The 13,180-nt window shown below is 62.9% G+C and carries 11 protein-coding genes and 4 pseudogenes; 6 read left to right on the top strand and 9 right to left on the bottom strand.

What is annotated here, in order from left to right; translation table 11 throughout:
• Positions 1-198: 198 nt before the first annotated feature.
• Entirely contained in the window at positions 199-1,083 is an 885-nt protein-coding gene (locus tag EDC64_RS22940; protein ID WP_207916171.1) for a transposase, read from the top strand.
• Positions 1,084-1,185: 102 nt separating this feature from the next.
• Here the strand turns inward: EDC64_RS22940 and EDC64_RS22935 are convergent.
• A pseudogene (locus tag EDC64_RS22935) lies at positions 1,186-1,545 on the bottom strand (ATP-binding protein); the annotation flags it as partial.
• Here EDC64_RS22935 and EDC64_RS22930 point away from each other — a divergent pair.
• The 3 genes and pseudogenes from EDC64_RS22930 to EDC64_RS22920 all read left to right on the top strand — a co-directional run.
• A pseudogene (locus EDC64_RS22930) lies at positions 1,541-2,123 on the top strand (Mu transposase domain-containing protein); the annotation flags it as partial. The pseudogenes EDC64_RS22935 and EDC64_RS22930 sit on opposite strands and share 5 nt — an antisense overlap.
• Complete coding sequence (istB, locus tag EDC64_RS22925; RefSeq protein WP_132036133.1) at positions 2,113-2,907, top strand: IS21-like element helper ATPase IstB; 795 nt, start codon at positions 2,113-2,115, stop codon at positions 2,905-2,907. The pseudogene EDC64_RS22930 and the gene istB, both read left to right, overlap by 11 nt.
• A 63-nt stretch (positions 2,908-2,970) precedes the next feature.
• Positions 2,971-4,125 (top strand): IS4 family transposase, encoded by a 1,155-nt coding sequence (locus EDC64_RS22920; protein WP_132036137.1) that lies wholly within the window; start codon positions 2,971-2,973, stop codon positions 4,123-4,125.
• On the opposite strand, the gene EDC64_RS24080 is transcribed toward EDC64_RS22920, so the two are convergent.
• Positions 4,110-4,436 (bottom strand): ISAs1 family transposase, encoded by a 327-nt coding sequence (locus tag EDC64_RS24080; protein WP_274594964.1) that lies wholly within the window; start codon positions 4,434-4,436, stop codon positions 4,110-4,112. The two genes, EDC64_RS22920 and EDC64_RS24080, sit on opposite strands and share 16 nt — an antisense overlap.
• A 106-nt stretch (positions 4,437-4,542) precedes the next feature.
• Positions 4,543-4,905, bottom strand: a pseudogene (locus tag EDC64_RS24135) (ISAs1 family transposase); the annotation flags it as partial.
• A 13-nt stretch (positions 4,906-4,918) separates the two neighbouring features.
• On the opposite strand from EDC64_RS24135, the pseudogene EDC64_RS23970 reads away from it, so the two are divergent.
• Positions 4,919-5,526 (top strand): annotated as a pseudogene (locus tag EDC64_RS23970) (helix-turn-helix domain-containing protein); the annotation flags it as partial.
• A 444-nt stretch (positions 5,527-5,970) separates the two neighbouring features.
• Here EDC64_RS23970 and tnpC read toward each other — a convergent pair.
• The 6 genes from tnpC to EDC64_RS22875 form a co-directional block, all read right to left on the bottom strand.
• On the bottom strand, positions 5,971-7,533 hold the full coding sequence (tnpC, locus tag EDC64_RS22905) for an IS66 family transposase (RefSeq protein WP_132036127.1): 1,563 nt from the start codon (positions 7,531-7,533) through the stop codon (positions 5,971-5,973).
• Positions 7,534-7,582: 49 nt separating this feature from the next.
• Positions 7,583-7,936 (bottom strand): IS66 family insertion sequence element accessory protein TnpB, encoded by a 354-nt coding sequence (gene tnpB, locus EDC64_RS22900; RefSeq protein WP_132036125.1) that lies wholly within the window; start codon positions 7,934-7,936, stop codon positions 7,583-7,585.
• A complete protein-coding gene (gene tnpA, locus EDC64_RS22895; protein WP_132036123.1) occupies positions 7,933-8,376 on the bottom strand; it encodes an IS66-like element accessory protein TnpA in 444 nt (147 codons plus the stop codon). Before tnpA ends, tnpB begins: the two co-directional genes overlap by 4 nt.
• Before the next feature lie 556 nt (positions 8,377-8,932).
• Positions 8,933-9,703, bottom strand: coding sequence for an SDR family NAD(P)-dependent oxidoreductase (locus EDC64_RS22885; protein ID WP_132036119.1), 771 nt, complete (start codon positions 9,701-9,703; stop codon positions 8,933-8,935).
• Between the two features lie 178 nt (positions 9,704-9,881).
• Positions 9,882-11,525, bottom strand: a complete 1,644-nt coding sequence (locus EDC64_RS22880; RefSeq protein WP_245504852.1) for a flavin-containing monooxygenase — start codon at positions 11,523-11,525, stop codon at positions 9,882-9,884.
• An 84-nt stretch (positions 11,526-11,609) separates the two neighbouring features.
• Positions 11,610-12,524 carry an alpha/beta hydrolase gene (locus EDC64_RS22875; RefSeq protein ID WP_132036117.1) on the bottom strand — a complete coding sequence of 305 codons (915 nt, stop codon included), beginning with the start codon at positions 12,522-12,524 and terminating at the stop codon, positions 11,610-11,612.
• 125 nt (positions 12,525-12,649) lie between these two features.
• Here EDC64_RS22875 and EDC64_RS22870 point away from each other — a divergent pair, with 125 nt between their 5' ends.
• A complete protein-coding gene (locus EDC64_RS22870) occupies positions 12,650-12,835 on the top strand; it encodes a hypothetical protein (protein WP_132036115.1) in 186 nt (61 codons plus the stop codon).
• Positions 12,836-13,180 lie beyond the last annotated feature (345 nt).

The raw sequence follows: 13,180 nt of genomic DNA, 5'->3' as shown, positions 1-13,180 counted from the left end.
CGTGCAAGTCGTCGGCAAACACCCGGATAACGAATTCATGAACAAAATCAAATCGTCTCTTCGCCCCGCGCATCGTTCCCCTCAAGCCGGCTGATGTCCTTCAGCACGACCTCGGAACCTCAAAATCAGGCGTTTTCGAGTCCGGGAAAATGAGGGGATTCATGAGCATCGCGCCTGCCGCATGAGGCGCATGAGAAAGTGTTCGGCTGGGTGTTGAATCTCGTCGCCGGGCGCGGTCTGGTGAAGGGCGAGCGTATCGGCGTCGACGGTTCGACCATGGAAGCCAACGCCGCGCTGCGAACGATCGTGCGCCGCGACAGCGGCGAGACCTATCGCGCGATGCTGACGCGCATGGCGCAGGAGAGCGGCATCGAAACGCCGACGATCGACGATCTCATCCGGCTCGACCGCAAGCGGAAGGGCAAGAAGCTCTCGAACGAAGACTGGACGAGCCCGACCGATCCGGACGCCAGGATCGCGCGGATGAAGGACGGGACGACGCATCTGGCTTACAAGCCCGAGCACGCCGTCGATCTCGACACCGGCATCATCGTGGCGGCCCCGATTCATCCGGCCGACGAGGGCGATACGACGACGCTCGATCCCACGCTGGAGGCGGCGGCGCGCAATCTCGCCGATATCGGCCTTGCGCCGACGCCCGAGGCCCCCTGCGAATTGGTGGCTGACAAAGGTTATCATTCACGCGAGGGGCTGAAGGACCTCGACGGCGGCGTCCGGAAGACGCGGATCGCCGAGCCGAAACCCTCGAAGGGGTATTTGCGGTGGCATGGCGATGAAGCGGCGCGGGAGGCCGTTTACGCCAACCGCGCGAGGTTGAAATCCGGTATCGGGCGGGACGCGATGCGCCGACGCGGAGAAATGGTCGAGCGCAGCTTCGCCCATGTGCTCGATCGCGGCGGCATGCGCCGCGCGTGGTTGCGCGGGCGCGAGAACGTTCATAAGCGCTACCTGATCCATGTCGCGGGGTTCAATCTCGGCATTCTGATGCGCGCGCTGTTGGGGTACGGGACGCCAAGAGAGGTTGCGAGCGCCAAAGACGTGTCAATCGGCACGGAAACCTGACCCCCTATCGGCGCCGAATATTGACCCCGGCCTGGGGTATTGACCCCACTGCCGCGGAGCGTTGGTGTGGCGCAGCGGCAGTGGGGTCAATGGTGGCGGAGGTCAGGCGCGGTTCTTGAAGCGCCAGCTCTCGTTTCCGGTCTCGACGATGTCGCAGTGGTGGGTGAGCCGGTCGAGGAGCGCCGTGGTCATCTTGGGGTCGTTGAAGACGCTCGGCCACTCGCCGAAGGCGAGGTTCGTGGTGACGATGACCGAGGTCTGCTCGTAGAGCCGGCTGACGAGGTGGAACAGGAGCTGGCCGCCGGACTGGGCGAAGGGCAGGTAGCCGAGCTCGTCGAGGACGATGAAGTCCTTGCGGGAGAGATAATCGGCCATGCGGCCCTGGCGGCCGGATCGAGCCTCGGCCTCCAGCTTGTTGACGAGGTCGACCACGTTGAAGAAGCGGCCGCGGGCACCCAAACGCGTTTCCCCGACCTGCCTCGTTCATCTGGAGCGCAATCGCTACAGCGTGCCGGCCTCCTTCGCCAACCGTCCGGTGAGCCTGCGGGTCTATCCCGACCGGATCGTCCTCGTCGCTGAAGGGCAAGCAATCTGCGAGCATCGCCGAGTGTTCGCTCGCTCTCATGATCGTCTGAGCCGGACCGTCTATGACTGGCTGGCATTATCTGGCCGTAGTCCAGCGCAAGCCCGGTGCCCTGCGCAACGGCGCGCCGTTCGCTGAGATGCCGCCCGCGTTTCGATCCCTGCAGCAGCACTTGCTCAAGCGGCCAGGCGGTGACCGCGAGATGGTCGAGATTCTGTCCTTGGTCCTCCAGCACGATGAGCAGGTCGTGCTCACGGCCGTAGAGCTCGCCCTTCAGGCCGGCGTGCCGACCAAGACCCACATCATCAACCTGCTGCACCGGCTGATCGACGGTACGCCGCTGAGCACGCCAACGATCCCGGCTCCCCCCGCCCTCACGCTGACTACTGAGCCTCAGGCCAACGTCGAGCGCTATGACGCCCTGCGCCGAGCCAGGGAGGCGCGCCATGCGTCATAATCCAGCCAGTGGAGCCATCGTCATCATGCTGCGCAGCCTCAAGATGCATGGCATGGCCCAGGCCATCACGGAGCTAACGGAACAGGGATCACCGGCCTTCGAGACCGCCATGCCGATCCTCGCACAACTCTTGAAGGCCGAGACCGCCGAACGGGAGGTGCGATCGACCACCTACCAGCTCAAGACCGCGCGCTTCCCGGCCTATCGCGACCTCCCCGGCTTCGACTTCGCCAGTAGCGAGGTCAACGAGGCGCTCGCCCGCCAGCTCCATCGCTGCGAGTTCCTCGACGACGCACACAACGTCGTCCTGATCGGCGGTCCGGGTACCGGCAAAACCCACATCGCCACGGCTCTCGGAGTCCACGCCATCGAGCATCATCACAAGCGGGTCCGCTTCTTCTCCACCGTCGAGCTCGTCAACGCCCTCGAACAGGAAAAGGCCCAGGGCAAAGCTGGACAGATCGCCGGCCGCCTCGTCCACACCGATCTCGTCATCCTCGATGAACTCGGCTACCTGCCGTTCAGCGCCTCAGGCGGCGCCTTGCTGTTCCACCTGCTGAGTAAGCTCTACGAGCGTACCAGCGTAGTTATCACCACCAATCTCAGCTTCTCCGAATGGGCCACGGTCTTCGGCGATGCCAAGATGACCACGGCCTTGCTCGACCGGCTCACGCACCACTGCCATATCCTGGAGACCGGAAACGACAGCTTCCGCTTCAGAGCCAGCTCGGCCAAACCACCTAAACCCTCAAAGGAGAAGCCCCGAAACTTGACCGCAACCTGACCCAAGACCACCATCACCCCGGGTCACTTCTCAGTGGAAATCCAGGGTCACTTCTCGCCGGAAATCAACAGCGCGCCGAAGGAGCGATTTGATTTCATTCAGGAATTCTTGACACGAGTGTTCGGCGAAGATTTGCATGCCAAGCGCATCCTGTCGCTGGCCAACGGCACGCTCGGCGTGATGTCCGGAGCGGCACTTGCTGTTTCCCTGATCGGACAGGCTCTGGCCACGGCGCGTGGTTTGATCGCCAAGTCGGCGATCAAACAGGTCGATCGGCTGCTCAGCAACGCAGGCGTGGCTCCCTGGGACTTGTTCGGCTCATGGATTGCCGAGGTCGTCGGAGAGCGGCGCGAGATCGTCGTGGCGATGGATTGGACGGATTTCGATCGTGACAACCAGTGCACGCTCGCGCTGCATCTCGTCACGAGCCACGGGCGAGCGACGCCGCTGCTTTGGCTGACCGTCGACAAGGACGAATTGAAGGACCAGCGCAACGATTTCGAGGATCTGTGCCTGGCCCGATTGAAGGCGCTACTGCCTGCAGGGGTGACCGCGACCATTCTGGCCGACCGCGGCTTTGGCGACGTCAAACTGTTTGAATTCCTCGACACCCTTGGCTTTCAATATGTCATCCGCTTTCGCTCAAAAACCCATGTCAGGGCCGCCGACGGCGAAACGCGGGAGGCCGGCGATTGGGTCGGCAAGGGCGGACGCGCTCGGAAACTGCGCGACGCCGAGATCTCCGCCACCCGCCAGAAGGTCGGGGCGGTCGTATGCGTGAAGGCCTCGGGCATGAAGGAAGCCTGGCATCTGGCCGCCAGCGGCGGCGCTCTCTCTGCTGCGCAGATCGTCAAGCTGTACTCCAAAAGGTGGACAATTGAGCCCAGCTTCCGGGACAGCAAGGACCTTCGCTTTGGAATGGGCATGAGCACGCTGAGGATTGATGACCCGCAGCGCCGAGACCGCCTCCTGATGCTCAATGCCTTCGCAATCATGTTGCTGACGCTGTTGGGCGCCGCTGGCGAAAGCCTCGGAATGGACCGGCAGCTGAGAACCAGCACAACCAAACGCCGCGTCCATTCCCTGTTTCGCCAAGGATGCCTTCTCTACGACCTCATCCCCAACATGCCGGACGATAGACTCCAGCCCCTCATCCAGCGATATCAGGAGCTCTTACGCGAAAATCGCGTGTTTCCAGATGCTTACGGGCTCGTGTAAAATGAGGGGAACGCTGAGGGCTCGCCCGGGTATCTGCGGTCGGAGGCGATCCAGTCGACGTTTGCTGAGGCCCTGTAGTGGCGGGTCTCTATGCGACCATGGCCCTTTTCCAAGGTGGTGGTGGAGACAATCTCGGCGGCCGGGGCGGCGCGGAAGTAATCGAGCACGTCGGCTTCGAGGTTGGGCTGATTTCCTTTGAGGCTGAGCACATAGTCGGCGCCATGATCGATGATCTTCTGAGCGATCGCCACCTGGCAGCCCATGGCGTCGATGGTGACGACAGCGCCGTCGAGCTGGCCGGCGTCGGCCATGGTGTCGAGCAGGTCGGGGATGGCGGTGATCTCGTTGGTCTTCTTTAGGAACGGAGAGCTGGGCCAGGGTGAGGCGGGCGCTGCTGGCGTAGGCGCTGAGGGTATGCAGGGCCTTCAGACCCTTGCGCTTGTCATGGGTGCGCCGGGCGGTCTTGCCGTCGATGGCGATGAAATCGTGCCTGTCGGGCCACATCGAAGCGACGAAGGCCTCGAAGCAGCGGGCGAACAGGGCCGGGTCGATCCGGTTGAGCAGGTCGCGCAGCCAGCGGGCGCACGGCACGCCATGATGGAAGTCACTGAACCGCCTGAGGAATTCCAGATGGTGCCTGCCCCAGGCGACGATCGCCTCGAAGTCGTCGCAATTGGCGATCATGGCGCAGGTGACCAGCAGCAGCACTTCCTTCAGCGGATAGGCGACCCGCCAGCTCTCGCGGTCGTCGTCGATCGCAGCGAAATGCTGCAGCAGCACCGCCAATCGGGCGGTACAGGACCTGCGCCGCGAAGCCCGCGCCCTGAAGGAATGCGTTGCCGACCTGACCCTCGAGAACCGCCTGCTTAAAAAAAGCATGATTGCGGATGGGGGCGAAGACGAATGAGGTATCCTGCATCCGAAAAGCTCGAGGTCATCCGGATCGTCGAGCAGTCGCACCTGCCCGCCAAGCACACGCTGGACCAGCTCGGCATCCCCCGCCGGACGTTCTACCGCTGGTATGATCGCTTCCTCGAAGGCGGGCCGGAAGCGCTGGAAGATCGGCCATCGGCGCCGAGCCGGGTGTGGAACCGCATCGGCGACGATATCCAGGACCAGATCGTCGAGATGGCGCTGGATTACAGCGAGCTGTCACCGCGCGAACTGGCGGTGCGCTTCACCGACGAGAAGCGCTACTTCGTGTCGGAAGCCACGGTTTACCGCCTGCTCAAGGCCCATGACCTGATCACCAGCCCGGCCTATGTCGTGATCAAGGCTGCCGATCAGTTCCACACCAAGACCACCCGGCCGAACGAGATGTGGCAGACCGATTTCACCTACTTCAAGCTCATCGGCTGGGGCTGGATGTATCTATCGACCGTGCTCGACGGGAGCGGCAGGACCATGGGCATCCAAGAGCAGCTTCGCGAGAAGATTGAGAAGGTCGAGGCGCTGTATTTCGGCGCCGGGACCGCGGGTGAGCGGGACGCTGCCGAGGCGGCGAGCGCACGCCTGAAGGCGAAGCTGGCAGAGATCAGCCGGCAGGACCCGCCTGTCGAGATGCAATTCTCGATGCCGGACCCGTGGGCGGTCCGGTTGTTCGTCGCCTTGTGCCGGCGCTATGGAATCCGGCCCTACCGCTATCCGCGTCAGCGCCGGACGACGATCATGGTGCGGGCGTCGCGGGGGTTCTTCGATGCAGTGGTCTGGCGGCAGTTCGCCGAGATGCATTCGGATCTGTGGGCCCATTTCGAAGAGACGACGGATCGGCTGATCCGCGGATCGGTGCATTCGGACACGCGGGACGCCGAGACGTTGCCGACGCCGATCGGCACCCGCTGACGATCAGGCGGCCGCCTGGCAGCGGCTGGTCGCTGCCGCCTTCCAGTTCCAGGCGAGGAGCTCGTCGATCCGGTTGATCGGGGTGCGCCCGGAGACGATCCGCTCGACGACATCGACAAGCCAGAGATGAGGATCGATTTCGTTCAGCTTGGCGGTGTTGACCAGCGAGGCGAGGATCGCCCAGGTCTGCGCGCCGCCCTGGCTGCCGGCGAAGAGATGGTTCTTTCGTCCGAGTCCAATCGGCCGCATCGTCCGCTCGACCGTGTTGGAGTCGATCTCGAGGCGGCCGTCGGCTAGGAAGCGGGTCAGCCCGGTCCAATGCTCGAGCGTGTAGCGGCAGGCCTCCGCCAGGCTCGATTGCCGCGACACCTCGCCAAGGACGCCCTTCATGTCCGCTTCGAGCCGCTCGAGGATCGCCCGCGTCTCGGCCTGGCGGACGGCGCGGCGTTCCTCCGCGCTCCTGCCGCGGATACGGGCCTCGATGGCATAGACCTCGGCCAGCGTCTCGATCACGCCGGTCGCGAAGCGCGAGCCGGTCTTCTTGTGAACCTCCACGAACTTGCGTCGCGCATGGGCGAAGCAGAAGGCGAGCGGCACCTCGCGCCGCGCCCTGCGAGCATGCGCCTTGTAAGCGGCATATCCGTCGACCTGCAGAATGCCGTCATAGCCGGCGAGCTGGCGGGCGATCTCCGCGGCGGAGCGGCTTGCGGCAAAGACGTAGGTCACCGCCGGCGGCGCCGGACCGTTCCAGGGCCGGTCGTCCATCGCATGGGCCCAGAGCTGGCATCGCTTCGTTCGACCGCGGCCCGGATCGAGCACCGGCAACGGCGTTTCGTCGCAGAAGATCCGCGCCTGACGATGGGTGAACTGGAGCTGGCGCTCGTAAAGCGGGGAAAGCCACCAGGCCAACCGCTTCAGCCACAGACCGAGCGTCGTGCGGTCGAGATGGATGCCCTGCGAGGCCATCATCTGCACCTGCCGGTAAAGCGGAAGATGCCAGGCAAACTTCGAGACCGCGATGTGAACGACGAGTTCGTTCTCGGCCATGCCGCCTTCAACGAGGCGCTCCGGCGCGCCGGCCTGGACGACGCCCTCCTCGCAGGACCGGCAGGCGTATTTGGGGAAGATCCGGCGCTTCACGTAGAAGGACACCGGCACGACGCAGAGCCCTTCGCGGACATCCTCGCCGATCCGGTGAAGGCCGCCTCCGCAGCACGAGCAGGTCTTCACCGTCGGCTCGATCACTTCCTCGACGCGAGGAAGGTGCGCTGGCAGGGCGCCGATGTTCCGATTGGCATCGCGGCCGCGCCGCTGGGTCTTGCGCTCGCCTGCCGGCGTGTTGTCGTTCGCCTCGCGGGACGGCTCCGCGACCAGCGGTAGATTGCCGAGATCGAGCGTCATCTGGTCGGTGATAACGGCCGACATCCGCTCCGACCGGGCGCCGAAGATCATCGTCTTGAAGCCGGCGACCATCGCGGTGAGCTTGTCGATTTCCGCGGCCATGGCGACCACCATCTCTGCCAGTTCGGCAGGGTCTTGCGGCAGTTGATCGGGACGAATCGGCATGGCCGAGAGTACTGCGGCAGGCCGACAAAGGCCATGCAAATCAGCGCTTTCAGGCAATTCTCAGAGGCTGCCGGACCGGCCTTTCCGGCACCCGTGTCCAGTCGAGGCCGGCAACAAGAATCCAGAACTGCTCCGCCGTCAGACGCATCGCGCCGTCGCGGATGGGCGGCCAGGTGAACCGCCCTTCCTCCAGCCATTTCGTCGCCAGCACCATGCCGCTTCCGTCCCAGACCAAAATCTTCAATCTGTCCGACCGTTTCGCCCGGAACAGGAAGACGTCGCCACGGTATGGCTGTTCCTTCAAGGCATCCGCCACCAGCGCCGTCAGCCCGTTGATCCCGCGCCGGAAGTCGACCGGCTGCGTGGCGATCAGGATCTTCCGGGAACCGTGAAGCGGGATCATGACCGCGAGCGCACCGCTGCCACCACCGCGCGGGCAAGCCGGGGATCAATCTCTCCATCGATGACGATCCGACCACCGCGAAGCTCGACTTCGATCCGCGCTCGGCGATCCTGGCACGCCACAGTGCGAGCATCGGTATCGGCGACGATCTCGAGCGGGACAAACATCGGCATCTCGCGGACGGCGTTCGCGATGCGACAGCGACGTTTGGTCAACCCAGCCTGCCGTCGCCAAACCGTCAGAAGACCCCGGTTCACGCCATGCCGGCGCGCGATCTCAGAGACACTCGCTCCCGGCGCAGCGCTCTCGGCCAGGATCTGCGCCTTCTCCTCGTCGGACCATTCCCGGCGACGGCGTCGACCGGTGATCACCTCGATCCGACGATAGTCTCCGCCTTCATTCCTGGCCTGGAGCCTGCCATCAAGCCTGACATCTTCCATCCCGCGATCCCACATCCGAGGTGCAAAACGGGACCTTCACTGGAAAATGCCGGCTTCGAAAGGTGGGGAGCTCGCGGCGGTTACATCCAATCAGGATGAGAATTGCCAGCGGCTGTGGCGGCGGAGGGCGTAGCCCGTAGCCGCCACAGCCGCTGGCGAGGCGCCTTTGTGGAGGCGTTTCTGATGGTCGGGGCCGGCCGGATAGAGAAAGGCATCTTGGAACACCAGAGGATGCCCAGTGCGTGTCAGGCCGCCACGTCAACGATCATCAGATGAGGCTATTCATGAAGTTGCGGCAGACGAACTCTGTAACCGCGGCGTCGTCGCAGGTTCCCGGCGGCCCTGCGCCCTGTTTCTCCTTAAGCTCCGCGGGTTCGGGTGTCTGCCCCCTTGCACGAACGGCAAAGGCGGATGCTAAGCACATCTTGCGACCAGTATGGCTGTCTTGCGGCGGTTCCAACCGACAGACCCGACCACGGCATCTGTTGCTTCCCTCGCCGCCAATCGTGTCGAGCGACGTTTGCCCCCGCTTCGCTGCAACGCACGCGCGGGATCGTTATTTTGCGGTGAAACCCCCGTCCACGGGAAGAGCGACGCCTGTGACGTAGGCAGAGTCGTCCGAGGCCAGCCACAGGGCGGCCTGCGCCATGTCTTCGGGACGCCCGAGCCGTTTCAACGGCACGGAATTGACCATCATCTCCTTGTTTCTGGCGGCTTCCTCCGGATCACCCTTCCGGCTGGTGAATTCGAAGGCCATCGGCGTCTCCGTCAGACCGGGACAGATCGCGTTCACGCGCACATTGTCGGGGGCGTAGGTCTGGCAGAGGGATTTGGTCAGGCCGACAACAGCGAATTTGGCTGCGGAGTAGAGTGGGCTCCACATCGACCCCACGAGTCCGGATACCGAGCTGGTGAAAATGATTGACCCGCCCCCGCGCTTACGCATGTGGCCCACCGCCTCGCCGGCCCCAATGACCGCGGCTTCGACATTTACGGCGAGCGACTTGCGAAACGCCGCCATGTCCACTTGTTCGATGCCAGCCGGTCCGGGGATCCCCGCATGAGCCCAGAGAACATCAAGGCCGCCCAACGCCTTGACGGCGGCGTTAAGGCTGTCGCGTGCGCCGCTTTCCGTCGAAAGGTCGGCGGCGATGGTGATGATGTCGAAGCCTTTCTCCTTCATCTCCGCCTTGAGCGAAGCCAGTCCTTCCTCATTGAGGTCGATCGCCGCAACGCGCGCGCCCTCTTTCGAAAAAAGTTCCACGGCGGCCTTGCCCATGCCGGATGCGGCGGCGGTGATGACCGTAAGTTTGTTTGCGAGACGCATAATCTCTTCTCCTTCCCTTTTGTGTTTTACTGTGCTCGGGCATCGGAACCGACCGGTCCCGATGCCGTCTCTCGAAGTTCAAGGCGGTCGCCCAGTTTCCCAAGGGCCGCGCGGCCATTCAGCCGTCCGAACCCTTGTGGCGCTGGTGGCTACCGACCATTTTCCAGACACCCGTCCATCAAGCTTTCTGGAAACCCGAGAGCCCCTCTGCGATCGACTTCTCGCATGCCTCGAGATACGCGGGCAACCCTGCCGGATACATGAGCAGCTCACGCGGCTTGCCGGGGATGTTCGCGCCCATGTACCAGGAGTCGGCCTTGGGGAAGAGCGTCATGTCGGCCACCTCCAGACAGAACTTGCGCCATGCTTCCTCGGCGTCGGATTGAGCCTCGATCCGGGTCACGTTTTCGGCACGCAGATTTTCAAGGATCTTGACCATCACGCCTCCCTGTGCCTCGGCGCAGGTGGGACCATTGCAAAAGCCGCTCGGGCTTTGCGGGCCGTAGAGGAAGAACAGGTTCGGGAACCCCTTCGTGGCCATTCCCAGCTGGGTGCGCACGCCATCGCTCCACTTCTCGCCAATCGTGCGGCCGTCAACCCCCTTTATGTCCAGCGAGGTCAAGCCGCCGGACACCCCATCGAAACCTGTCGCCAGGACGATCACGTCGAACTCGTACTCACGCTCGCTGGTCTTGATCCCCTTCTCGGTGAAGCACTCGATTGTCTCGCGCTTCAGATCGACCACATCGACATTGTCCCGTTGCACGACTTCATAGAAGTTCTGCTCCAGCGACGGACGCTTGACGCCGTAGGGATGCGGCGGCTCTTTCGGTGCGTAGATCTCGGCAAGCCTGGGATCCTTGATCCGCGCCAGAACCTTCTTGCGCCAGAAGTCATACTGAGCGCGATTGGACTTCTCGTCGAAGATAACGTCCTTGAAGTTGTTCAGCCACCACCAGAAGCCACCGCGCTGCCAGATGCGCTGGAATACTTCTTCACGGTCCTCGTCCGCGAGCTCGAAGACACCCCAGGGGGAAAAATCGTAGTTGAAGCCGCCGAACGTCTTGAATCGCATTGCCATGTCGACAGGCATGTCGCGCCACATCTCCTCGTTGTCGGCGTCGCTCATCGTTCGCTGCCACATCGGAATGGCCAGGCAGGGTGTGCGGACGAAATGCGTCAGGTGGCTGGCTTCCGGGGCCGTCTCCTGCACGACCTGAACCCCGCTTGCGCCCATGCCGATCACGGCGACGCGCTTGCCTGCCGTATCGAGGCCTTCCTGAGGCCAGAGTCCGGTATGATGGATCTCACCCCTGAAGCTGTCGAGTCCCTTGAAATCCGGAATATATGGTTTGGCTGCGAATCCGGTGCAGAGGACGAAGAAGCGCGCCACGAAATCCCGACCGCCCTCGGTGTGGATCGTCCATTTGCGGCTGGTCTCGTCGAACTCGGCGCCGGTCACGCGCGTGTCGAGCATGACGTCCTTGCGCAGATCCCACCTTGAATCGACATGGTCGAAATACTCGCGGAGTTCCTGCCAATCCGGATAGAGTTCCTTGAACGCCCAGTCTTTCCACAACGCGGGATCCGAGTACTGATAAATCGCCCCGTGGCTATCCACGCGCGCGCCGGGATAGCGGTTCCAGTACCAGATGCCGCCGATATCCGAACCAGCCTCGAGGAGCTTCACCTTGAAGCCCTTCTCGCGAAGCTTGTGAAGTTGATACAAACCAGCGAAGCCGGCGCCTACCACGACAACGTCCAACTCGCCCTCGCCCATTTCGAGCTTCGTGTTCGATTGCATTTTTTTGGCAATGTTCATTTGCGTCCTCCCATGATCTTCGTGGCGCCCGGGCGAATCGCCTTCGCCCGGATCGCGCGATTGGCACAATCCTCCCTGTGCGACTCAGCTCAGACCAAGCTTCGGACGAACCCACTCGGCCATGCGCTTGATTGCATCGTCGGCTTCAGGCGCGGTTCCCGCGAGAAACTGGAAGACATGCTGCATGTCGGGGAAAACATCGATCCTGACGTCCGCGCCCGCTTCCTTCGCCCGCTCCGCTATGCGCCGGCTGTCGTCGAGAAGAGTCTCGGCGTCTCCGACGGTGAGGTATATCGGCGGGAATTTCGAATAGTCGGTGTAAAGCGGATTTGCCAAAGGATCCTTTGGATCGCCCTTCTCACCAATGAAAAGACTGCCCAGGTTCCTGGTGGTGTCGCGCGAAACCAGCGCATCCCTGTCCTTGTTCGTGTCGTAGGTCTGGCCCGAGAGATCCATTCCGGCCCAAGGGGACATCGGTATTGTTGCCACCGGAAGCGGCAACCCCTTCTCCCGCGCGGCGGCGATTGTCGTGAGCGCGAGCGCACCGCCAGCGGAGTCGCCCGTCAACGCGATATGTTGCGGCTTTAACCCCTCGCACTCCAGCAACCAGCGATAGGCGGTGACCATGTCATTGACAGGCCCGGGATGCGGATTCTCGGGGGAGCGCCGGTAATCGACGATCAGCGCCCGGCAGCCGACTGCCTTGGCGATATGACCAAAGAGCTTGCGGTGTGAATACATCGAGCCGACGACATAACCGCCGCCATGCGAGCAAAGCAGAACGCGATCGTGCACGGCACCGTGGGGAATCGCCCACATCGCCGGGATCCCTTCGACCTCGATCTCCTGGTAGTCGACGCGCGTCGGATCGGCGGTCACGTCGCCCCAATGGCTGAACAGACGACGGATTTCTTCAAGCTCCATGTCGGGCTTGGCCGTCATTGCGGCGACCCATGACCGGTAGAGATCGGCGAGCTCTGCAGATTCCTTGCTTGGCATATCGTATTTCCTTCCCTTGGTTGGTAAATAGTCGGTCCCCGGATGGGGTTGAAAAGAGCGCGGCGGTTGTCCCTGGTTGAGGTGGCTATGCAGCCTTGCGGACAGGCTCAGGTGCCCTCGGCCTGATGGGGCTGCATGACGTGCATGGCATCTGGGAAACTGTTCATTCCGCCCGCGTGATCGCGCGTGAAGCCATGCGCACCGAAGGCATCGAAACTCCCTCGCCCCGGTTGTTGACCGTGCCCTCGGCAAACGCCACGATTTTCGCTTTCTCCGGCGAAAGCGGGCCGCAATCCACCACCGTCATCTGAATATTCGTCATGCTACCGTTCCTGCTCCGCTCAAGTCTTTACGACCTTAAGGCAGCAACCCTTGGCCTGCTGCGACAATGCGCCTGAGCAATCGACGGCTCAGGTCACCTTTCCGCGCCAATGTTCCTCCGAAGCTGCCGACGGGAATCCGCATTTCGGCATTTTTATGCTCACAAGGCGGCGCACTGTCAATGAAAAATCATTTCATTAGACGAAATAATGCGTGTGGCCCATGCCTGTCGAGCATGCGGTACGCCTACGGTCTAAACCGCCTTTCGAACTGACCGGCGCGGTAAGAGACTGCGCGTATGGACGTCCATAAGCACAGTGCCTTCGAGCGTTTGG

It is taken from the genome of Aquabacter spiritensis (genome assembly GCF_004346185.1).
In the GTDB taxonomy this organism is placed as follows: domain Bacteria; phylum Pseudomonadota; class Alphaproteobacteria; order Rhizobiales; family Xanthobacteraceae; genus Aquabacter; species Aquabacter spiritensis.
Note: the sequence above shows the minus strand (reverse complement) of the source record. Positions and strands in the feature narration are given on the sequence as shown.